Origin of the sequence: Streptomyces luteolifulvus, from assembly GCF_008806595.1 — a bacterium.
Lineage (GTDB): Bacteria > Actinomycetota > Actinomycetes > Streptomycetales > Streptomycetaceae > Streptomyces > Streptomyces luteolifulvus.
Genome location: NZ_VZRB01000020.1, coordinates 140,482 through 163,080, shown reverse-complemented (window position 1 = coordinate 163,080; position 22,599 = coordinate 140,482). Strand labels below are relative to the sequence as shown.

The 22,599-nt window shown below is 70.7% G+C and carries 11 protein-coding genes and 1 tRNA gene; 4 read left to right on the top strand and 8 right to left on the bottom strand.

Annotated features, from left to right (window positions below):
- Positions 1–293 precede the first annotated feature (293 nt).
- From F7R91_RS26525 to F7R91_RS26515, 3 genes are all read left to right on the top strand, one after another.
- Positions 294–566 carry a hypothetical protein gene (locus F7R91_RS26525; RefSeq protein WP_191971648.1) on the top strand — a complete coding sequence of 91 codons (273 nt, stop codon included), beginning with the start codon at positions 294–296 and terminating at the stop codon, positions 564–566.
- Between the two features lie 674 nt (positions 567–1,240).
- Positions 1,241–1,495, top strand: a complete 255-nt coding sequence (locus F7R91_RS26520; RefSeq protein ID WP_150951920.1) for a type II toxin-antitoxin system VapB family antitoxin — start codon at positions 1,241–1,243, stop codon at positions 1,493–1,495.
- Positions 1,495–1,914 carry a PIN domain nuclease gene (locus F7R91_RS26515; RefSeq protein WP_150951917.1) on the top strand — a complete coding sequence of 140 codons (420 nt, stop codon included), beginning with the start codon at positions 1,495–1,497 and terminating at the stop codon, positions 1,912–1,914. The genes F7R91_RS26520 and F7R91_RS26515 overlap by 1 nt, the downstream gene beginning before the upstream one ends.
- Positions 1,915–2,286: 372 nt before the next feature.
- On the opposite strand, the gene F7R91_RS26505 is transcribed toward F7R91_RS26515, so the two are convergent.
- Positions 2,287–8,100: an AAA domain-containing protein gene (locus F7R91_RS26505; RefSeq protein WP_225320803.1), complete on the bottom strand. Its 5,814-nt coding sequence runs from the start codon at positions 8,098–8,100 to the stop codon at positions 2,287–2,289.
- 534 nt (positions 8,101–8,634) lie between these two features.
- On the opposite strand from F7R91_RS26505, the gene F7R91_RS26500 reads away from it, so the two are divergent.
- A complete protein-coding gene (locus tag F7R91_RS26500; RefSeq protein ID WP_150951914.1) occupies positions 8,635–9,465 on the top strand; it encodes a hypothetical protein in 831 nt (276 codons plus the stop codon).
- 650 nt (positions 9,466–10,115) lie between these two features.
- Here F7R91_RS26500 and F7R91_RS26490 read toward each other — a convergent pair.
- The 7 genes from F7R91_RS26490 to F7R91_RS26460 form a co-directional block, all read right to left on the bottom strand.
- A tRNA-Thr gene (locus tag F7R91_RS26490) sits at positions 10,116–10,189 on the bottom strand.
- A 106-nt stretch (positions 10,190–10,295) separates the two neighbouring features.
- On the bottom strand, positions 10,296–11,897 hold the full coding sequence (locus F7R91_RS26485) for an alpha/beta hydrolase (RefSeq protein ID WP_150951911.1): 1,602 nt from the start codon (positions 11,895–11,897) through the stop codon (positions 10,296–10,298).
- 112 nt (positions 11,898–12,009) lie between these two features.
- Positions 12,010–13,215: a DNA polymerase III subunit delta' gene (locus tag F7R91_RS26480; RefSeq protein WP_150951908.1), complete on the bottom strand. Its 1,206-nt coding sequence runs from the start codon at positions 13,213–13,215 to the stop codon at positions 12,010–12,012.
- Between the two features lie 114 nt (positions 13,216–13,329).
- Positions 13,330–16,593, bottom strand: a complete 3,264-nt coding sequence (tmk, locus tag F7R91_RS26475) for a dTMP kinase (protein WP_150951905.1) — start codon at positions 16,591–16,593, stop codon at positions 13,330–13,332.
- Positions 16,594–16,760: 167 nt separating this feature from the next.
- Positions 16,761–19,610, bottom strand: coding sequence for a type I DNA topoisomerase (gene topA / locus F7R91_RS26470; protein ID WP_150951902.1), 2,850 nt, complete (start codon positions 19,608–19,610; stop codon positions 16,761–16,763).
- 267 nt (positions 19,611–19,877) lie between these two features.
- Positions 19,878–20,075, bottom strand: coding sequence for a hypothetical protein (locus F7R91_RS26465; RefSeq protein WP_150951900.1), 198 nt, complete (start codon positions 20,073–20,075; stop codon positions 19,878–19,880).
- Between the two features lie 149 nt (positions 20,076–20,224).
- On the bottom strand, positions 20,225–22,486 hold the full coding sequence (locus F7R91_RS26460; RefSeq protein WP_150951897.1) for a serine/threonine-protein kinase: 2,262 nt from the start codon (positions 22,484–22,486) through the stop codon (positions 20,225–20,227).
- Between the last annotated feature and the right edge of the window lie 113 nt (positions 22,487–22,599).

Sequence of the window (22,599 nt, the reverse complement as noted above, 5' to 3'; positions counted from 1 at the left end):
CTCGACCAGCGCCCATAGTTCGTCCGACACGATCCACGGCCGCGACTGTCTCTTCCCCACGACCACACCAACGAGCGGACAAGTCAACAGTCACATGATCAACCACTTCTGTTAGGACCTCTTACACGACGGGTGAGCCGTCTTCGCGGCGGTCATGGCGCCGCTTGGAGGGGATGTGGAGCAGCAGACACCGTGGGACGGTGACCGCCGGCAATCAGCTGCAGCGCAGGTGCCGGAGCCGATAGAGCTGCCCGTTGCCCGGAGGGCAGAGAGGGAGGCGGTCCGACGCCGGGGTGATCCTGCCGGATCCCCACGAGGAGTGGGCCTCCGTCCTGATCGCCGCCGACGCCCTGGTCACCGACCACGGATCAACCGCCCTGTACTACTGCGGCGCCCAGGACCGCCCCATCTTGAGCGTCCACCGGGGCGGCGGCGAACTGATCCCCGGCAGCCCGATGGGCGTACTCCTCGACCGGATACCGCAGTTGGGACGGGCCGAAAAGATCGTCGACGCTCGCCGAGGTCAAGCACGGAGTTGCGTGGCAACGACGGGGTGCGCTGTGTAGCGCAGCCAGCGCATAGCCCTGATGGGGACAGAAGGCCCGCAAGGCCGCCAAGGTGACGAAAGCCCAGGCTGTGGCGGGGAAAAGGCACACGGAAGACGCCCAAGAAGCAGACCAGGGCGCCGCTCCGCTCACGCAAGCCGTTCCCACGTCGTTCCCATCCAGCGCCTCGCTATGCCTGAGCAGCACAAAGCCCAGGTCACGAGCTATGCGACCTGGGCTTTTTCAGAGCCGCCTGTCGTCGTTCCGTGAAGGTTCAGAGACCGCCGACACCGCCTTCGGGATTCGAACCCGAGACCTACGCATTACGAGACCGTGAGCGTTCGTGTTGCCTGCTGACGCATCATGCTGCCCAATGACGTTTCTCCTGATCAGGGCAACTGGCCCATGCCACCCCGTGATGCACTGTCCACAGGCGTCTGTCCACCGACTGTCCACCGGCAGGACCACTCGACCAGGCCCCTCTCGCCGCCCCATCCCTTCTGGCGAGACCCCCGACAGGGGCGGAACCTGACGCAAGGCACGGCTGTTCATTTCAGACAAGGAGCCGCGCAGCACTTCACCACGAACGTCGCAGCCTCCACCCGCGACGAGATCTCCCGAGCGAAACGACATCTATTTTAGACAACAAGAGGTATCATTTTACTGACAAGACTAGCAGCGGAGGAAGCATCCACATGGCCAGAACCGTCATCGACCTCGACGAAGACATGGTCACCGAGGCCATGCGCATCTTCGGCACCAAGACCAAGGCCAAAGCCGTCCGCCTCGCCATGGAGGACGCCGTCAAGAGGCACCTTCGTCAAGAGGGCTTCGACGCCATGGAGGCCGGCGAGCTCGACTTCAGCGAGATCGTGCAGAACACCGGGCCCCGCAACGCGGACGGCTCCCTCAAGCGCGACGGCGACCGGGACGGAGGGCGGGCTGCCTGATGCAGGACCGCTACCTGATCGACAAGTCCGCCCTCGCCCGCTGGACGAAGCCGAACGTCAAGGACGTACTCAAGCCCCTGCACGAGCGCTACCTCCTCGCTGTATGCCAGCCCACCGAGTACGAGATGATCCACTCCGCACGGGACAGCTCGGAGGCGACCCGGATCAGCACCTGGCTCCACGCCTTCGACTACCTCCACGCCGACGACCACACCTTCGCCCGCGCCCTGGAAGTCCAGCGCCACGCTCTCAACGCGGGCTTCCACCGCGCCCTGTCCCTCCCCGACCTACTGATCGCCGCCACGGCAGAACTGCACCAGCGGACGGTCCTCCACTACGACGGCGACTTCGACATGATCGCCTCCCTCACCGGCCAACCCACCGAATGGGTCGTCCCACCCGGCAGCGCCGACCAATGAGAATGCCGCCCTTCCCCACCTCCGATGAGTTGTCCGGTGTCCCTCATCGAATGGTTGCTGGGGAGCTCGGCAGCTGGCCTGCGTCAGCGCACTGGTCACCCTGTACAGCCTGGCTCTGCGTGGATCCCTGCGGGTCCTGGGCTGGATCGCCGGGGTAAGCCTCGTCGAACCGGCCCTCGCCTTCTTCTTCCTGGCGCCGATCGCAAGCGCCCCCTCCGTCTACTCCTCCTCTGCTCGGGACGGCGACCAAGCCCGTCGCCACCGGCCTGACGCTCCGTATCCGCACTGGCTTGGCGGGACGCGAGGCTGTTGGGCACGACCAGCTACGGACCGCCCCGCAGCCGCCGCGCAGTCCCGCTCCGCTGCGATCTCTCAGTCCTGGATGTACCGGACGATGACGCGCATGCGCGTGCCCCGCTCCGTTTGCCAGCTCACCTCGTCCCCGGCCTCTCGCCACATCAGGGCCTTCCCCAGCGGGGTGTCAGGGCTCAACCGCTCCGCCTCGTCACCCGCGAGCATCGCGATCTCGTACGTCATGATGCCGGGCTCGTCCGGGTCCTCGACTCCGACGAGGCATCCAGGGACGACCATCGCCCCGCCCGTCAGGGAAGAGTCAGGGACCACTTGGTCGAGCAGGGCACGCAGGTGACTGCGCCGCTCCTGCAGGGCCTGGCGCCGCCTGTCGTTATCGGCCAGCTGGGCATTCCTGGACGACGAGTCCACGGCCACGATCTCCGGAAGCGGCTGGTCCAGCGCGTCCTGCACGCGCTGGAGCTCGCGCTGCACCCGTCGATGGGCGGCGACGCTGAGCCGGTCGATCGGGAGACGAAGAGACGCCCCGGCACCGCCGAGAACCGCGATTCCCGTCACGGGGGCGGGTTCGTCGCCGTGGGTCGGCTGGCGCGGCACCGCCGGAAGACTCTTCACCGGGGCCGGGTCAGCCACCGCTCGTGCACGCAGCAACTCCGTCGTACGGCCGTCGGAAGCGCCGGAGGATCTGGGTGCGTGGTGCCGCGCCAGCCCCACCTGACCGTCGTCTCCCAGCACCGGTACGTCGGCATGGGCGATCGCGGCGCGGATCATCGCGTGTACCTCGGGGTGGGCGACCCGCAGGACGGCATGCCCCTCGCGCAGGATGTCCACGGCGTCGGCCCCCGGGAAGCCTGGCACACCCGCTCCCCCGAGGAACCGTGCGGCCTCGGGCACGGTCGCCCGCATGCTGAACGCGTGCTGGGCTGCATTGACCTCGTCGCGGTGCAGCCGTGCCACGGTCACGAATTGGGGCTGCGCCTCCTCGGCGCCGTGCGGGGGATGGAGGTTCACGCCTCCCCGGCGCGACACTTTTACGTGAATGCCAGCAGCGGCCAGCCCGTCACGAAGCCTTTGCCGCTGTTCATCGGTCCTCAGCCCGAGTCGGTCCGCCTCCAGTGCGAAGGCCCGCTGACTGATGACGCCCGCATTGGATGCGCCGCGCATCAGTCTCTCGATGACGTCGGGCTCCACGCTGCCAATGGGGGCGTCGTCGCTGTGGCCGGTAGGGACCGTAGGGCTGCGGCCGATCGGGTCCGTGTCGCCGTCACGCCTGGGGACTGCACTGCCGTCGCTTGTCGGAACCGTACCGCCGTCGGGGACCGTGCCGCCGTCCCCGGTCGGGTCCACAAGGTCATCGGTCGGGCCCGCAACGCTGTCCTCAGGGGCTCGGTTCAAGGGCGACGCTGCCCGCAGCCCGCCGCCAGGTGGGTACGCCGCCGACTCGATGCCGAGTCGGTCGAGTTCCGCCCACAGCGGTTCGAGTGCCCGTTCCGGGTCGAGGAAGAAGCGGCTGCCCCGGATGCGGACGAATGTCCATCCCACGCGCTCCAGTTCGCGCTGGCGTGCCGCGTCCGCGTCGGCGTTCTCCTCCGTGTGGAACGCGTCGCCGTCGCACTCCACGGCAAGGCGTCTGGTGCCGCCCTCGACGACGAGGTCGATGCGGTAGCGGCCGGCCGGATACTGCGGCCGCACCCGGTAGCCCCGGGCCCGCAGAGCCAGGTAGACACGCTGCTCGAAAAGGCTGTCGAATGCCTCGTGCGGAACGTCCGGCCGGACCTCGCCGAGTCCGAGGCCGTCCTGCTCCTCGGCCGGGCGGGAGAACCAGTCCAGATAGGCACGCCGCAGATCGGTCTCGCCGAGTTCCGTGAGAGTGAAGCTGTGGAACAACCACACCTGGTCGCGGGCCCGGGATGCGGCCACGTTGAGGTGCTGCCGGTTCAGGGAGCTGCTGAAGGAGCCGATGCGGCGCGGCCCGTCAGGGCCGGTGAGCGACACGACCGTACTGACGAAGACGATGTCGCGCTCGTCGCCCTGGAACTCCTCGGCGTTGCCCACGCGCAGGCGTCGGCGCTGTCTCTCATCCAGCGGGATCCGGTCGGCCAGCAGGTCTTCGATGAGGTACTTCTGTCCTGCGCCGAGCAGGGTGATCACACCCATGGTGCGCCCCGCGTATGAGGGGTCGTCGATGCACCGGGCGACCTCATCCACCAGCCGCACCGCCTCGAACCGGTTGACCTGCTTCTGCCCGCTCCCTTCGACATAGCCATCGGGTACATGCACCGGGCGCAAGGGCCGCAGCCGGTCGGCACCGTACTGTCGCAGCGGCTGGAGCCGGCCGCCGTAGCAGAGCTCGTTGGAGAATCCGATGATCTCCGGCATGCACCGGAAGTGTTCCTGGAGCATCAGCCTGCCGCGGCCTCCGGCCAGTCCGGACGCGATGTCGAAGAGGCTGGCGGTCGGTGTGAACAGGTTGCGGCGGGCGGCGGGCAACTGGGCGAGGAGCCGTCGCTGGAGCGCGAACTGCTCGTCGTGGTCCACGCCCACCTGGGCGGGGCTGACCTGCTGGTCGTCGCCGACGACGATCACCTTCGCACCCAGCCAGGCGAGCAGCAGCGCCTCGGAGCCGGACTGGCTGGCCTCGTCGACGATCACGACGTCGAAGCGACCGGCTTGGTCCATCGGCACGGTTTCGGTCACCTGGTGCAGCGGCATGATCCAGGCGGGCACCGCCGCCTGGCTGGCCTGCAAGCTCTCCCGGGCCTGTCTGCGGTAGGTGGCCGCGTATTTGCCGGTGCCCTTGCCCAGCTTGCGGACGTTCTGCTGGTACGAGGTGAGGGCCACGGCCTGGTCGTCCGTGAGCCGGGACAGACAGCTGAACCAGGCCTTGTCGGCCGCCAGCCGTTCCAGGCCGATGCGGATCTCGACGTCCGCCTCGGCGAGCAGCCTCATCTGCCGGGCCTCGGCCTCCGGGTCCGTCAGCTCCTTCATTCGGTCGTACCAGACCGACCACGCCCACGCGGCCTCGAAGTCCGCGAGTCGGGTGTCCCACTCTTCGTCCTCGGGTGTGGACTCCACTCTGTCGGCGAGGTCTGGGAGTTCGGCCGCGGCCGGCCGGTAGGCGTCGTCACATGCCTTCTTGCGCGCGAGTGCCTCCCGCAGATCGTCCACGTCGTTCACCGCGGCGCTATAGGCCGCCGGGTCGCGGGACTCGACCGCGGCGCGGGCTCGTTCCAGGGCTGCCGAGGCTCCCCTGCGGTGGGCCGCGGCGCGCAGTACACGCAGGGCGTCGTCGATCAGAGTGCGGGCAGGGGCGGCGTTCCTGCGCGCTGCTCTGGCCTTCAGAAGGTTTCGCACGGTGGTGGCCCGCTCCGGGTCGCCCCAGCCGACGCCGGCCAGCCCTGGTGCGGCTGCGGCTGTGCTGACCACGGCGTGGCGCATGTCGGCGAGAGCGGTCAGAGTGGTGAGGGTGGCAATGTCTTGGCGCAGGCGGGCGGTGCGCCGGGCGGTGGCCTGCCATGCGTCGTGGCCGTCGCCCCACTCCTGTTCGATGTCCTGGAGGTGCCGCTCCAGCGTGACGCGGTGCAGCACGGCGGACGCGGCGGTCGCTGTCTCCACGGCGCGGCCGTCGACGCGCACGGTCTCGGGGAAGTCGCCGACAGCCTTGCGCAGTTTGGTCTTCATGCCCAGGGCTCCGCGCAGCTTCGCACCGGACGCGAGCCCGTCCCGGAGGGTGCCGGCGAGACCGAGGGCCATCGGCACGTCGTACGCCTCCAGCCCAGTGACCAGGGTGGTGCCGAGGGCACGCTCCGCCTCCTCGATCGTGGTCAGGGCCGCGATGGTGCGCTCGTGGCGGCTGCGCGCGCCGAGGTCCTGTCCGGCGAGGATTTCGTCACGCAGCTCGGCAGCCCAGGCGGCCGGCATCGAGGTGGCCGCCCTGGCTGCGGCAGTGAAGTGGTCGAGCGCGGTGGCCAGTTGGTCCTGCTGTGTTGGGGTGAGGGCGGACACGGCGTCGTCGAGGCGGGAGACGGAGCCGTCCTGCCGGAGCGCGGCGAGGTCGGCCTCTGCCGCCTTTACCGTCTCGACCGCCTCGGCGAAGGCGGGCACCGTGGGCAGCTGCCCGGGCTCGGGCAGCGCGGCGCTCACCGATGCGGCGAGAGCACGGTGCCGATCGGTGAAGGCGAGCGCCGCACGGCGCAGGCGGGTGAGCACCTCGGCATTCAGCGTCGGGGCGTCAGCGGGGACGGCGCCGATCCAGCCGAACCGTGGGTGTTCCTCGGCGAGCCGCTGGGCGATCCGGGCCAGGGTTCCCTCGTAGTCGCCGATCTCGGCCGGATGGTGGTATGTCTCCTGCTCCCTCAGCGCACCAAGCGCCTTCAGGGCGAGCGCCTGCGCGGACCGGGCGGATCTGAGGCGCTCTTCGTGCTCCTGGATGCGTCGCCGGTATGCCCGTGAGGAGAAGTCTCCCTGCCGGTCGAGGATGGCCTTGACGGACTGCTCCAGTTCCAGTTGCCCGGCTCCGTCGTCGGTACGGCTCACGCACAGCTCGCGGATGGCGACGGGGAGTTTGTCTTTCAGAACCTTCAGAGCACGTGCCGTATGGCTGGTGATCAGTACGCGGTTGCCGTGCGCGAGAAGGTCGGTGACCAGGTTGGCGATCGTGTGCGTCTTACCGGTGCCCGGCGGCCCCTGGACCACGACGAGATCCCGGTCCCGCAGCCGCTCGGCGATGGTGCGCTGTTCGTCGTTCGAGGGCAGCGCGAAGTACAGCTCCGGCGGCGGTCCTGCTGCGTCACCGCTGCCCGGTTCCCCCAGCGGGCGGTCACCGCCCGCACCGGCGATCGCCCGCAGCAGAGCGGTGGGCTCGGCGCCTTGCTCGATGGACAGGGCGACGGCGCGCAGCGCTTCGAGCATGCTGCGCCGGGTGCGTTCTCTGAGCAGCAGCACCGGCGCGAAGCTGACGACCGGTGCGGAGGGGTCTCCAGCTGCTCGGTGCCGATTCGGTGCGCGGTCGTAGCGTCCTGCTTCGTGGGCCGCGATGATCCAGGTGGTGAGGGCCCGGTGCAGGTGGTCGGCGAGCTGCGGATCCGTGGTCTCGCCGGCAGCTTCCAGCTCCTGCCGTACAAGGGCGCGGATGTCGGCCCGCGCCTTCTGCCCGGGGTCGAGCATGGACTCCTCCAGCACCGGGCTGCCGTGCTCGGGATCGGGCCCGACGGTGATGGCTCCAGTGTCGGGGTCGATGGTGATGACGGCCCGGCAGGTGACGAGATGGCGACGGATCGGCTCGCCCTGCACCGACCAGGTGAGGTAGCCGAATCCGACGACCAGTTCGAAGGTCTCGCCGAGTTCGGAGGCGTCCACGCACAGGCGGTAGAGGCGGTCGTAGGCACGTATGACGGGCTTCATTGCGCGGTCGCGACGTGCCCACCCTTCCCATTCACGGGACCAGGCACAGTACTGGTCGTACACGGTGTCGCGCTGGGGCGAGTCGGCCAGGGACACGGTGATGTGCCGGGTGCGTGCGCTTCCCTCGGCGGAGATCTCTTCCGCCGCTATGTCCGTCTCGGCCCGCGGCTCGGGGGGCGTTTCCCTCGCCGAGTCGCGGATCTCCCGGTCGTCCAGCCAGTGGGCGAGCGGCAGCGGCGGAGCCGGCGGTTCGTGCCGTACGGGTCGGTCGGCCCGCAGCCACAACGGTGTGTCGCCGGGGACGGCGTCGGTGAGGAAGGAGCCGAACTGCGCGGGCAGGTCGGCAAACCACACCTGGTGCCTGGCATCGTCGTGCGTCCGCACCGGCTTGGTGCGGCTCTCACCCACCTCCGCGAGGTAACGGAAGACGTGGCGGACAACATCGTCGGGCGTCACGGCGGATGCGGACACAAGCCACCTCGCTGAACTGGTGGAACCAAAGTATGAAGAGTGTGCGCATCCTATGTGCGTGGCGTGTCCGAGAGGGCGGGGTACCGCCCTCTGCTGAGCTGCGATGCGCGTGATGGTCTGGATGTTGTCTTCGAGCAATGCTCCTTCATGCCCGCGGACTGGGCGGCGCGAGTCGACGACCTGGTCCGCCAGTTCGTCTACGTGGAACAGCGCCACCTCCCGCGCACCAACGAGGCCGCTGCTCAGGACGCCCAGCCTTGCCCCGTACGGCACTCCTGTTCTCGTAGTGAGAGACACCCGCTCGGATCCGTTGTCCGAGGAAGAGCGGCGCGCTGCCCAGGCTGCCATGGGGCGCCGAGGGCCGGTACGAGCAGTAGCTGGGGATGGGCGGATCCGACGGACATGAGGTCCCCGATCTCAGTCTCGCCGGATGCCCCCATCCCGCCTACTTTTGCCGAATGCAAGAATGCGGCCCTTGGGTGGACAAGTGCATCGGCTCGGGGCGGGCACGAACACTGTTGGAACGGGGTAGCCATGGCGTTGGTCATGTGTCCACTGTGCAGCGACGACGAGGACATCGAGGTGATCCGCACACTCGACGGCGCACGTCGGCTCGTGAAGCACCGGTGCGGCTACGAATGGGAGCACAAGGAGCCCACCGTCCCGCAGAGGAACCCGCTCCGCACCTTCGACGACCTCAAGGCCCGCTTCCCGAAACCGGAGGACGTCGATCCCGAACAGTTGGAGCGCGTGGCCCGGCTGAAGGAGCAGTACCTCGCCGTCAAACCGGACTTCGACCCCGACGTGGCGGCCTACTGGTCGAAGTACCAACAGATCTTCTCCCCCGACGGGCTGTGGGCATGCGATCCCAGAGTCCTCAAGGACTTCGCCAACTCCGAGGTCGGAGCCCGCCCCGGCAATCAAGCCACCTTCAACTCCGCGTGGAACGACATGGGCGATGCCGCGGCCGGGGAGGCGACCCGCAAGACGATCGAGTACCTCCTGTACGGCCCTGACGACGTGCCGCTCGAAGACCGGCTCCAGCATCTCCTGGACGGCACCAAGCCGTTCGCCATGACCGGTTTCAAGGAGGCCCTTCTCACGAGGGTGCTCTGCGTGATGTACCCCGACCGGTTCCTGACGATCCTCAAGTACACGACGGACGCGGGCGGCAAGCGCGAGATCGCGCGAATGGTCTACGAACTCGAGCTGCCGGCACCCGAGTCGGTGAACTTGACCCTCGGCCGGCTCATCCTCTGGAGCAACGACCTCCTGAATGACCTCGTCGGCCAGGACTTCGCCAACCAGCAGCACGCCGCCGCATTCCTGTGGTGGGCCAAGGATCAGATCGAGGGACTTCCGTAGGTTGCCGTACATCGCTTGTGGGCCCTCGTAGCCCCCGATGGGCTCGGCATGGCTGAACACGAGAACGCCACCAGGGTTCAGCCGCTTCGCAATGAGCTCGCCGTGCCCGCGAAGGAGTCCACGACCGCCAGAGGGCTGTCCCGAGTCGCCCTACCAGACGAAGTCCGGCTCACCTTCGCGCAAGTCTCCCGCTCCAGTCTGCACGACGGCTCCGCGCCATGAACGCGGAGGGTAAGGTCGTCACCCTCCGACGCTGAGCGCGACCCCCGAGGCCGTTCCCCCATGTGTATCGCGGGACCGCCGATTCCGCCTACGGCTGTCGGAACGACACAAGACCGAGACCGCTGATCGCAGCACCCCGACCGCCCGACCGGCGCCAGAACCCGGACTCGGCGAGAGAACTCCTGACTGCCCATCACGCACATCTGTCCACCGGGTGTCCACCGAAGATATCGAGATCTGACGGGCTCCGCGGTTCAGCCGAGCAAAACAGCAGGTCACAGCCTTGCGACAGCCTATCGACAAACAACATGTGAAACGGCGACCTACGCATTGCGATGCACAGACGGACAGTGTCGATTCGCCGAGATTCCAAGGTCAACGAAAACAAGAAACCCCAGGTCAGAGGCCTAACCTGGGGTTCACCAAAGAGCCGCCTTCGGGATTCGAACCCGAGACCTACGCATTACGAGTGCGTTGCTCTGGCCATCTGAGCTAAGGCGGCGCGCTGTCCGCACTATGGTGCGATCAGCAACGTCGGCAAGTCTACACAGTTTCCGGGGGTGCTCCGTACCAGCCCCGGGAGCGGGGGCCCCGGGCCGGTGGGACCGCTATGTGCAGCGCTTTCCCCGGGTGGGAGGGGTGCCGCGGAGCAAGTACGCGTTGATCGTGGAGTCGATGCAGGCGCTGCCGCGGCCGTAGGCGGTGTGGCCGTCTCCGTCGTAGGTGAGCAGGCGGGCCGAGGAGAGCTGGCGGGACAGGGACTGGGCCCAGCGGTAGGGGGTCGCCGGGTCGCGGGTGGTGCCCACGACCACGATCGGTGCGGCGCCCTTCGCCTCGATGCGGTGCGGCTCGCCCGTGGGCGCGACCGGCCAGTACGCGCAGTTCAGGGAGGCCCAGGCGAGGCCCTCGCCGAAGACGGGGGACGCCTTCTCGAAGGCGGGCAGTCCGTCCCGGACCTCGTCGGGGGTGGAGAACGCCGCCGGGAGGTCGAGGCAGTTCACGGCGGCGTTGGCGGACATCAGGTTCGTGTAGCCGCCGCCGGCGTCACGCTCGTAGTAGCTGTCGGAGAGGACGAGCAGACCCGCGCCGTCGTTCTCCTTGATCGCCGAGGTGAGTGCCTCGCGCAGCTGTTCCCAGGACGCCTCGTCGTACATCGCCGCGATCACGCCGGTGGTGGCGAGGGACTCGCCGAGCTTGCGGCCGTCCGCGTCGCCTGCGGGGATCGGGTGGGCGTCCAGCTTGTCGAAGAAGGCCTTGAGGTTCCTGCCGACCTCGGCGGGCTTCGCACCCTTCGCCGCGAGGGGGCAGTCCGGCTGCCGCACGCAGTCCTTCGCGAACGCCTGGAACGCCGTCTCGAAGCCTGCCGTCTGGTCGATGTTCAGCCGCCGGGCGGGCAGCGACGGATCCATCGCGCCGTCCAGGACGAGCCGGCCCGCGCGGTCGGGGAAGAGGCCCGCGTATGTCGCACCGAGGAACGTCCCGTACGAGGCGCCCACATAGTTCAGCTTCGGGTCGCCCAGCACCGCCCGCACGATGTCCATGTCCCGGGCCGCCTCGACCGTGGACACATGGCGCAGCACATCCGCGGAGTGCGCACCGCAGGCTTCCGCGAACTTCTTGTACGCGTCGACGAGCCCGGCCGTCTCCTTCGCGTCGTCGGGTGTGGTGTCCGTCTGCGTGTACGCGTCCATGCTCCGCCCGTCCAGGCACTCGACCGGCTCGCTGCGGGCGACGCCCCGCGGATCGACCGCGACCATGTCGTAGCGGGCGCGGACCTCCGCCGGGTAGCCGATCCCGGCGTATCCCTCCAGATAGTCGATCGCGGAGCCGCCCGGGCCTCCCGGATTCACCAGCAGGGAGCCCAGCGGCCTGCCCGGGCCCGTGGCCTTCTTGCGGGCGAGGGCGAGCCGGACGTCGCCGGCGCCCGGGTCGGCGTAGTCGAGCGGCGCCTTGACGGTGGCGCACTCGAAGCCCGGGACTCCGCAGGCGCGCCAGTTCGGCTTCTGGCCGTAGTACGGAGCGAGCGCGGACGGTGTGGCCCGGGGCAGCGCGGCCAGCGCCGCCTCCGCCGCCGAGGTGGCGGAACCCGTCGACCCGCCGGAGGAGCAGGCGGAGACGAGCAGTGCGGCGGCGACGAGGAGACCGCCGGTACGAGCCGGGCGGACCGAAGGACGCCGACGGAGCGGGCGGAGGTTTCGCCTGAGGTGCATCAAGCGAGCGTAACGCTGCGCAACGGAATGGACGCCCTCCGTGCACGCTCTGCCCCGTACGAGGTACGCCGTCAATCTGCGCACCCGCAGACCACCCCGGGCCCGGCCCCGGTCAGCCCGCTCTCAGGGCCATCGTCATCGCCTCCACCGCGAGCAGCGGGGCCACATTGCGGTCGAGGGCGTCCCGGCAGGCGGCGATCGCCTCGATACGGCGGAGGGTGGACTCCGGGGAGGTGCCGCGGGCGAGCCGCTGCAGGGCGTCCTCGGCGTCCACGTTGGCGATCGCCAGGCGGGAGCCGAGCTGAAGGGCGAGGACGTCGCGGTAGAAGCCGGTCAGGTCGGTCAGGGCGAGGTCGAGGCTGTCGCGCTGGGTGCGGGTTCTGCGGCGCTTCTGCTTGTCCTCCAGGTCCTTCATCACGCCGGCCGTGCCGCGTGGCAGGCGCCCGCCCTGCGCCGCGCCGAGGGCGGCCTTGAGCTCCTCGGTCTCCTTTTCGTCCATCTCCTCGGCGAGCTGCTTCGCGTCCTCCGAGGCCGCGTCGACGAGTTCCTGGGCGGCTCTGAGGCATCCGCCGACGTCATCGACCCGGAGAGGCAGCTTCAGTACGGCGGCCCGCCGCTCGCGCGCGGCCGGATCGGTGGCCAGTCGGCGGGCCCGGTCGACATGGCCCTGGGTGGCGAGGGCCGCGGCCCTCGCGGCGGCCGGTTCCACGCCCTCGCGGCGGACGAGCATGTCGGCCACGGCGTCGACCGACGGCGTCGAGAGGTTCAGCTGGCGGCAGCGGGAGCGGATGGTCGGCAGGACGTCCTCGACGGACGGGGCGCACAGCAACCAGACCGTGCGGGGGGCGGGTTCCTCCACGGCCTTGAGGACGGCGTTGGCCGACTTCTCGTTCAGCCGCTCGGCGTCCTCGACGAGGATGATCTGCCAGCGGCCGTTCGCCGGCGAGGTGAACGACTTGCGGACGGTGTCCCGCATGTCGTCGGCGAGGATCTGGGTGCCGACAGCGGCGACGGTGGTGACGTCGGCGTGGGTGCCGACCAGTGCCGTATGACAGCCGTCGCAGAAGCCGCAGCCGGGGGCCCCGCCGAGGGCGCGGTCGGGGCTGACGCACTGGAGCGCGGCGGCGAAGGCCCGCGCCGTCTGGTTCCGGCCCGCACCGGGCGGGCCCGTGAACAGCCAGGCGTGCGTCATCTTCGACGCCTCGGGCAGCGGCGCGTCCGCGGCGGCCGCGGTGACCAGGGCGTCGGCGTCCCGGGCGGCAGCGGCGAGCTGCTCGCTCACCCTCTCCTGGCCCACCAGGTCGTCCCAGACGGTCATGCCTCACCCCGCCCCTTCGTCATGTTTCGCGGTGCGGGATCCATTGTGCGCGGTGCCACTGACAACGCGGCTGCGGCCGGACAGGGCACGGGGCGGTGCGGGGCGTTACGGGGCTCAGCCCCGGCGCCCCCGGCCCCGTCCACGTCCGCGCTGATCACCAGGCTCCTCGCGCGCCTCGTCCCGTTCGTCCTCGTGCGGCCCGAGGAGCTCGTCCGCCAGGGTGGGCAGGTCGTCCAGCGGGGTCTCCTCGGCCCAGTCCGACCGGCCCCGCCGCGGCGCGCCCTCGGCGTCGAGCCGAGGCATCTCGCGCGTGCGGTCCTCGGCCCGGTCCGGTCCAGGCGCCGCCGCCTGCTCGTCGCGGAAGAACCCGGGCGGAACCCGGTCCACGGGCTGCTCGTCCCGTACGGGAGGAAGCACCGCCGTCTCGTCGGCATCTCCCGCGGGCACCGGCGGCAGAACCGCCGTCTCATCGGCCGCACCCGGCGGAACCGGAGGCAGCACGGCCGTCTCGTCCGCCGCACCCGGCGGAACCGGAGGCAGCACCTCTGTCTCGTCCCCGGCGCCCTGCGGAGCCGGCGGCTGGGGCAGCTTGGTCGTCACCTCGGACGCGGACTCCTCGGAGGACGGGCTCGCGGCCGGTTCCTCACCTCGCACCGGCCGCAGCACCGTGGTCTCGTCCGTCGCCCCGCCCGAAGCCGGCCCCACGACCGGCGACGGAACGGTCGCCGCCTCCGCGGGCGCGCCAGCGGACTCCTGCGGGCCAATCCTGGCGGCGGCCGTCGCCTGCTCGGCCAGCCGACGCGCATCCTCGGCACGCAGCAGCGCCTCCTCGGCCTTGCGCTGCTTCTCCAGGCGCCGCGCCTCGGCCTCGGCCCGCAGCCGGGCCTCGTCCTCGGCCTGCTTGCGCCGCCGCTCCTCCGCGGCCTTGCGCCGGGCCTCCTCCTCGGCGCGCGCCTTCTCCTCGGCGAGGAGCCGTACCCGCTCCTCCTCGGCACGACGGCGTGCTTCCTCGGCCCGCCGCCGGGCCTCCTCCGCCTGCCGTTCGGCCTCGCGCCGCTGCGCCTCCTCCAGCTCGCGCCGCTTGCGCTCCTCCTCCTCGGCGCGCAGCCGTTCGAGCTGCTCCTGGCGCTCGCGCTCCAGGCGCTCCTCCTCGGCCTTGCGGGCGGCCTCTTCCTCGGCCTTGCGCCGGGCTTCCTCCTCGGCCTTGCGCCGTGCCTCCTCCTGGGCCTTCACCTCGGCCTCGGACAGCGGCAGCATCTGGTCGAGCCGGTGCCGGACGACCGTCGTGACGGCCTCCGGCTCCTGGCCCGCGTCCACGACGAGGTAGCGGCCGGGGTCGGCGGCGGCCAGGGTGAGGAAACCGGACCGCACGCGCGCGTGGAACTCGGCCGGCTCCGACTCCAGCCGGTCCGGCGCCTCGGTGAACCGTTCACGCGCGGTCTCCGGCGAGACGTCGAGCAGCACGGTCAGGTGCGGCACGAGTCCGTGTGTCGCCCAACGGTTGATCCGGGCGATCTCGGTCGGGGACAGATCGCGGCCCGCCCCCTGGTAGGCGACGGAGGAGTCGATGTAGCGGTCCGAGATGACCACCGCGCCGCGCTCCAGGGCGGGCCGTACGACCGTGTCGACATGTTCCGCGCGGTCCGCCGCGTACAGCAGCGCCTCCGCCCGGTGCGAGAGCCCGGCGCTCGACACGTCCAGCAGGATCGACCGCAGCCGCTTGCCGACCGGCGTCGCCCCCGGCTCGCGGGTGAGCACGACCTCGTGGCCCTTGGCCCTGATCCACTCGGCGAGCGCCTCGGCCTGGGTGGACTTCCCGGCCCCGTCGCCGCCTTCCAGCGCGATGAAGAAGCCGTTCGCCACGGGCACCGTGTCGGGGTCGTCGCCGCCGAGCAGCGCGTCCCGCAGGTCGTGCCGCAGCGGTACGCCGGAGCGGTCGTCGACCTTGGCCAGCACCAGCACGGCCACCGGCAGCAGCAGGGCGCCGACCAGCATCAGCGTGAATGCCGCGCCGCCGTGCGCGAACACGAACTTGCCGTTCTCCAGCCGGTGCGGCCCGATCCCCGCGGCCACCAAGGGCGCGACCAGCGCGCTCAGGGCCACGGAGACCCGTACGACCGCGTGCAGGTGCTCGGTCGTGCGCGCCCGGCGGTGGTCCTCGGTCTCCTGGTCGAGCAGGGTGTGCCCGGTGTTGGCGGCCACGCCCGCGCCGATGCCGGCCAGCGTGACGATCAGCAGCACGGTGGTGACGTCCGGGACGAGCCCGGCGGCCAGCAGCGCGACGCCGGTGAAGGCGATCGCCAGCGACAGCAGCCGGCGCCGCGACAGGGTGGGCAGCACGGCAGGCGCCGTACGGATGCCCACGACGACCCCGCCGGTCAGTCCGAGCACCAGCAGCCCGTACATCACGGGGCCGCCGCCCAGGTCCTTGGCATGCAGCACGGACACGGCGACGGCGGCCGCGATCGCCGCGGCGACGGCCGCGCAGGCGAGCACCAGCAGGGGGATGGCGCCGGTGCGGCCCTTGTCGGCGCCGGTGCCCGTCTTGGGGCGGCGCAGTCCCTCCAGCGGCGAACGCGCGCGTGGGGTGCGCGTGTCGGGAAGTTCCAGGGCGGTGAGCACGGACAGGGAGGCGGCGAACAGTCCGGCCGCGACGTACGAGGCGAGGGCCGCCTGGTGCTGGGCGAACCAGTCGACACCGGCGCCGAGCAGGTTGTTGAACAGCGACGCGACGACGAGTGCGGCGGCGGCGAGAGGGACGGCGACGAAGCCCGTACGCAGCGACAGGCGGCGCAGGGCGTCGAGATGGTCCGGCAGCGGTCGTACCGTCGCACCCTCCGGGGGCGGGGCGGGCAGCAGTGCGGGCGCCGCGCTCTCGCGGCACACTGTCCAGAATCGTTCGGCGACGCCCGTGACGAACACGGTGACCAGGACCATGGCCAGCGTGTCGTCGGGCATCCAGTCGATCCACAGCGGCGCCACGATGAGCACCGCGGCCCTCAGGCCGTCCGCGCCGACCATGGTCCAGCGGCGGTCGAGCGGGCCCTCCTTGGAGGTGAGGGAGCTGAGGGGGCCCAGCAGGACGGCGCCGAAGAGCAGCGTGGCCAGGATGCGCACCCCGAAAACGCTCGCCACTGCGAACGCCGCGCCGCGGTAGCCGCCGCCGAACGAGCCCGCGGCGATCGCCGCCTGAAGGGCGAGGACGATCAGCACCAGGAGCGCCAGCGTGTCGCCGACACCGCTCACCAGGTGTGCGCTCCACAGCCGCTTCAGCTGCGGCCGCCGCAGCAGGGCGCGGACGGCGCGCTCTCGGGAGTCGGCGACCAGGGCGTCGTCGGGGGCCGGATGGGGGGCCGTTGGCTGCTCGGCTCGCGTCATGCTTTCAGCCTATCGGGAGGCGCCGACAGCCCGTGGCGACCGTCCGAACGTGCGCACGCCTTGACATCAAACCGATGCCGGGGCGTTCGTTTTGCGAACTCGCTGTGGAGAACTCGCAGGGAAACGGTGGAGAAAACGCTGAGAAGCGGGCGCTGTTCAGTCGTCGCTCAGTCGTCGGCGGCGGAGGCGGCGGAGTTCGAAGCCGTCGCCTTCTTGGCGGCCGTCGTCGTCTTCTTCGCAGTCGTCTTCTTCGCCGTCGTCTTCTTCGCGGCCGTCGTCTTCTTCGCCGCGGTCTTCTTGGCGGCCGTCGCCTTCTTGGCCGGAGCCTTCTTCGCGGGCGCCTTCTTCGCGGTCTTCTTGGCCGGACCCTTCGCCCGCTTCTCGGCAAGCAGTTCGAAGCCGCGCTCCGGGGTGATCGCCTCGACACTGTCGCCGGAGCGCAGGGTCGCGTTGGTCTCCCCGTCGGTGACATACGGGCCGAAGCGACCGTCCTTGACGACGACCGGCTTCCCGCTGACCGGGTCCGCACCCAGCTCCTTCAGCGGCGGCTTGGCGGCGGCCCGGCCACGCTGCTTGGGCTGCGAGTAGATCTCCAGCGCCTCTTCGAGGGTGATCGTGAAGAGCTGGTCCTCGGACTGCAGCGAGCGCGAGTCCGTGCCCTTCTTCAGATACGGCCCGTAGCGCCCGTTCTGCGCGGTGATCTCCACGCCTTCGGCGTCCTTGCCGACGACGCGCGGCAGCGACATCAGTTTGAGCGCGTCCTCCAGCGTCACCGTGTCGAGCGACATCGACTTGAACAGCGAGGCCGTACGCGGCTTCACGGCGTTCTTGCCGGTCTTCGGGGTGCCCTCGGGGAGCACCTCGGTGACGTACGGGCCGTAGCGGCCGTCCTTGGCGACGATCTGGTGACCCGTCGCCGGGTCGTTGCCCAGTTCGAAGTCGCCGCTCGGCTTGGCCAGCAGCTCCTCGGCGAGCTCGACGGACAGCTCGTCCGGCGCCAGGTCCTGCGGGATGTCCGCGCGCTGGTGGAGCTCGGAGTCCTTCTCGCCGCGCTCGATGTACGGGCCGTAGCGGCCGACTCGCAGCACGATGCCGTTGCCCACGGGGAACGACGACACCTCGCGCGCGTCGATCGCACCCAGGTCGGTCACCAGCTCCTTGAGACCGCCGAGGTGGTCCCCGTCGCCATTGCCCGCCTCGGCCGCATTGCCGTTGTTGGTGCCCTCGCCGAAGTAGAACCGCTTCAGCCACGGCACGGCCTGCGCCTCACCGCGCGCGATGCGGTCGAGGTCGTCCTCCATCTTGGCGGTGAAGTCGTAGTCGACGAGCCGCCCGAAGTGCTTCTCCAGAAGGTTGACCACGGCGAAGGACAGGAAGGACGGCACCAGTGCCGTGCCCTTCTTGAACACATAGCCGCGGTCGAGGATCGTGCCGATGATCGAGGCGTACGTCGACGGGCGGCCGATCTCGCGCTCTTCGAGCTCCTTGACCAGGCTGGCCTCGGTGTAGCGGGCCGGGGCCTTGGTGGCGTGCCCGTCGACCGTGATCTCCTGGGCCGACAGCGCGTCGCCCTCGTCGACCTGCGGCAGCCGGCGCTCACGGTCGTCCAGCTCGGCGTTCGGGTCGTCGGCGCCCTCCACGTAGGCCTTCAGGAAGCCGTGGAAGGTGATCGTCTTGCCGGAGGCGCTGAACTCGACGTCGCGGCCGTCGGCAGCGGTGCCGCCGATCTTCACCGTGACCGAGTTGCCCGTCGCGTCCTTCATCTGGGAGGCGACGGTCCGCTTCCAGATCAGCTCGTAGAGCCTGAACTGGTCACCGGTCAGACCCGTCTCGGCCGGGGTGCGGAAACGATCACCCGAGGGGCGGATCGCCTCGTGCGCCTCCTGCGCGTTCTTGACCTTCCCGGCGTACGTACGCGGCTGCGCCGGCAGATAGTCGGCGCCGTACAGCTGCGTGACCTGCGCACGAGCGGCGGCGACAGCGGTGTCGCTCAGCGTCGTGGAGTCCGTACGCATGTACGTGATGTAGCCGTTCTCGTACAGCTTCTGCGCGATCTGCATGGTCGCCTTGGCACCGAAGCCGAGCTTCCGGCTGGCCTCCTGCTGCAGCGTCGTCGTACGGAAGGGGGCGTACGGCGAGCGGCGATACGGCTTCGACTCGACGGACCGGACGGAGAACCGCGTGCTCTCCAGGGCGGCGGCCAGGCCGCGGGCGTTCGCCTCGTCGAGGTGGAGGGTGTTCGCGCTCTTGAGCTGTCCCAGGCTGTCGAAGTCGCGGCCCTGCGCGACCCGCCGGCCGTCGACGGACTGCAGACGGGCGACGAGCGACGACGGGTCCGAGGTGTCCCCCGCGCGGCCCGTCGCGAAGGTGCCCGTCAGGTCCCAGTACTCGGCGGAACGGAACGCGATGCGCTCGCGCTCCCGCTCGACGACGAGCCGGGTGGCGACGGACTGGACACGCCCCGCGGACAGCCGCGGCATGACCTTCTTCCACAGGACCGGCGAGACCTCGTAGCCGTAGAGACGGTCGAGGATGCGGCGGGTCTCCTGGGCGTCGACCATGCGCTGGTTGAGGTCGCGCGGGTTGGCGACGGCCTCGCGGATCGCGTCCTTGGTGATCTCGTGGAACACCATCCGCTTGACCGGGACCTTGGGCTTCAGCACCTCCAGGAGGTGCCATGCGATGGCCTCGCCCTCGCGGTCCTCATCGGTGGCGAGCAGGAGCTCGTCGGAGTCCCGCAGCAGATCCTTGAGCTTCTTGACCTGGGCGCGCTTGTCGGCGTTGATCACATAGATCGGCTGGAAGTCGTGTTCGACGTCCACACCGAGCCGGCGCACCTCGCCGGTGTACTTCTCCGGCACCTCGGCGGCGCCGTTGGGGAGGTCGCGGATGTGCCCGACGCTCGCCTCGACGACGTACCCGGGGCCGAGGTAGCCCTTGATCGTCTTCGCCTTGGCAGGCGACTCGACGATGACGAGTCGGCGGCCGCCCTGTGCGGTCTCGCTGGTCGGGGACAACTTCGCTCTTCTCTCCGGTCGACGCTGGGGTCTCTCCCCAGGGGCTGTTCCCGGGGTCGGGTTGGCTGACGCTGCGGAGTGTGACGGTACATCCCGCCCCCGTGTCAAACGGGAAAAGCCCACAACGGCCACTCGAACGGTAACCCGACTACCGCCATTCCTGCCGCCCGGAGTGGTCACCGTCCTTTCGCGCCTGTCCGGAGTGTGACCTCTCAGTTACGCGATCCGCAGCTTCGCCGCAGCGGGACCGCGGCTCTGCCGGGCTGCTCAGAGGCGCGTGAAGCACCACACCGACAGGGCCAGCGCGATCACCGCGGCGAGGGTCGCGAGAGCCGCCGATGCGACGGGGTTCACGCCGTGCGCGACGGGTTCGCGATGCCGCACCCGGGTCGCCGTCCACACCAGCAGACCGCCTCCGAACAGGGCGAACACCATTCCCGCGAAGATCGCCGGTCCGCTCTCCATGGCTGGCGTGCCCCTTTTCTCCCTGTCCGTATGTGCCCAGCCCGGGGAGGCTGACACGCGCAGGCGGCGGGCAGGCGAACCCCGGGTGAACACGGGGCCGACACGGTTGTGGACCGCCCGGCTCAGCCTGCCCCGCGATGAGGCCGGGCTCACACCGAGCCGGGCGCGGGTATTTTTCCGGTCGTCTTCTCGTTGTCGGCACGGCTCACCGTGCACACGATCTTGTCGAAGCCCTGCTCCCAGTCGTCCTCGTCGGCGACCCAGCCGTAGACGACCCGCTCCGGGCCGGGCGCCCAGACCGACTCGAACCGGTTCCGGCACAGCTTGGTCGCGTTGTCGGTGCCGTTCTTGTAGGTCATGTCCTCGGGGGCGCGGACGCTGCCTATGACCTGGTCGGTGTGCGGCTCCGTGCAGTCGGCGAGCGGTGCTTCGTAGCCGTCCTCCACTTCCTCGTAGACCCAGCAGTCGCCGACGCTCATCTGGCCGACCCACAGGTTCGTGCCCGTGTCGCGGAAGCGGCCCACTTCCCCGCCGATCGCGGCATGGCGGCCGAGTACGAGACATGCCGTACCGCTGCCCGCCGCCGTGAAGCCCTCCTTCGTCGGCACGACGGCGTAGGCGGCCGCGTCCGGCAGGGCGCCGACGACCGCGCGGCTCAGGTCCGCGCAGCGCTGCGCGCCCCGGTCGCGGGCGTCCGCGTAGTCGGCGGCCGTGTCGACCGCCACGACCTGGCCGTCCGGCCAGTCGCCGGCGCAGTCCACCACGCCCAGGTTCGGCACCGACCTGAACGGTGTCCCCGACCAGACCGCCCGCACACAGTCGCCGGTCTCCAGCGGCTCCCCGAGGCCGACCACATCGCCGTACGGCAGTACGGGACCGGTCGGCGACGGCGATCCCCGGGAGCCGCTCGGCGCGGGCGACTTCCTGGTTGCGGCCTTCTCCTTGCCACCGCCCTCGTCCCCGGTCAGCAGGACGGCCGCCCAGGCACCGCCGGCGATGACGAGAACGGCGGCCACGACGAGCGCGATGAGCGCCGCGCGCTTCCTGGCGCCCGGGGGCGGGGCGAGGGGCCCGCCGAGGGGGGTGGGCCCGCCGGAACCCCAGATGCCACCGGGGCCGCCCGAGTACGGCGGCGGGGGCGCACTTCCGGCGTACGGCGGCGGCATGGCACCTCCGGCGTACGGCGACGGGCCGCCGGTTCCCGCGTGGCCCGCGTACGGGCTGTGGGCGCTGCCGGAGGAAGGGGGCGTGTACGGAGGACCGGCTCCCTGCACATAGGGGTTGCCGGGCGCCGGGCCCGGCGTCGGCGCGGTCTGCCGCCACGGGTGGTACGGCGTCGATCCGGGGGGCTCCGGAGTGCGCGGTGTCCGCGGCGTCCGCGGTGTGTCCGGAGCCGGTGCCGCGCCCGGAGTCCGTGGAGTGCTCGGCGGCGGACCGAACCCCGCCTGAACCGCCCCGGGCCCTGCCGGTGCGGCCCCCGCCCACGGCGGCGCCGTACCCCACGCGGGCGGTGCCCCGTAACCCCCAGGCGATGCCCCCGCCACCCCAGGAAGGACCCGCTCCAGCCCCCGTGCCACCGCCTCCGGCGCCGATCTGCGCACCGGGTCCTTGACCAGTAACCCCTGCAGCACGGGCGTCAGTTCACCGGCCCGGACCGGCGGTGTGGGCTCCTCGCCGAGCAGGGCCGTGAGGGTCGCGTAGTCGCCGTGGCGGTCGAAGGGACCGCGGCCCTCCACGGCGGCGTACAGCGTGGCGCCGAGGGAGAACAGGTCGGCGGCCGGGGTGGGCGGCTCGCCGCGGGCCCGCTCGGGGGCGAGGTAGCCGGGTGTGCCGAGGATGCCCGCGGTGGCGGTGAGCCGGGGCTCGCGGGACTCGGGCTGGAGGGCGATGCCGTAGTCGGTGAGCAGCACGCGCGCGTAGGCCTCGCCCGAAGCGTCCGGCGCCAGAAGGATGTTGGCCGGTTTCACATCCCTGTGGAGGATGCCGATCCGGTGTCCGGCGGTGAGCGCGTCGAGGACGGCGAGCCCCACGCGGGCCACCTGCGCCGGCGACAGCGGCCCGGAACGCCGTACGACCGCCTGGAGGTCGACCGCGTCCGGCACGTACTCGATGACGATCCAGGGCAGACCCTCGTGCACCACGACGTCGTGCACCGTGGCCACATGCGGATGGCCGCGCAGCCGCGCCGCGTGCCGGGCCTCGCTGCGGGCCCGGGCGATGCGCTGGGCGGGCTCGCTCGCGTCCGTCGGCGTGTCCGGCAGCGCGATCTCCTTCAGCGCGACCTGACAGGCCAACTCCTCGTCGTACGCGAGCCAGACGCGCCCCATGCCTCCCGCGCCGAGCGTCCGCAGCAGCCGGTACCGCTCGTTGATGACCCTGCCCTCGCCGTGATCCGGCGTCTCCCCCGCCATCGCGCCTCCCCCTGGGACAGCGCGCCTCCCCCGAGGACGCGCGGAGTTTGTCCCTTGAAGGTAGCTTCGCACCCGCCACTGACAGGAGCCCTTTTCCGCAGCAATCCCACCAG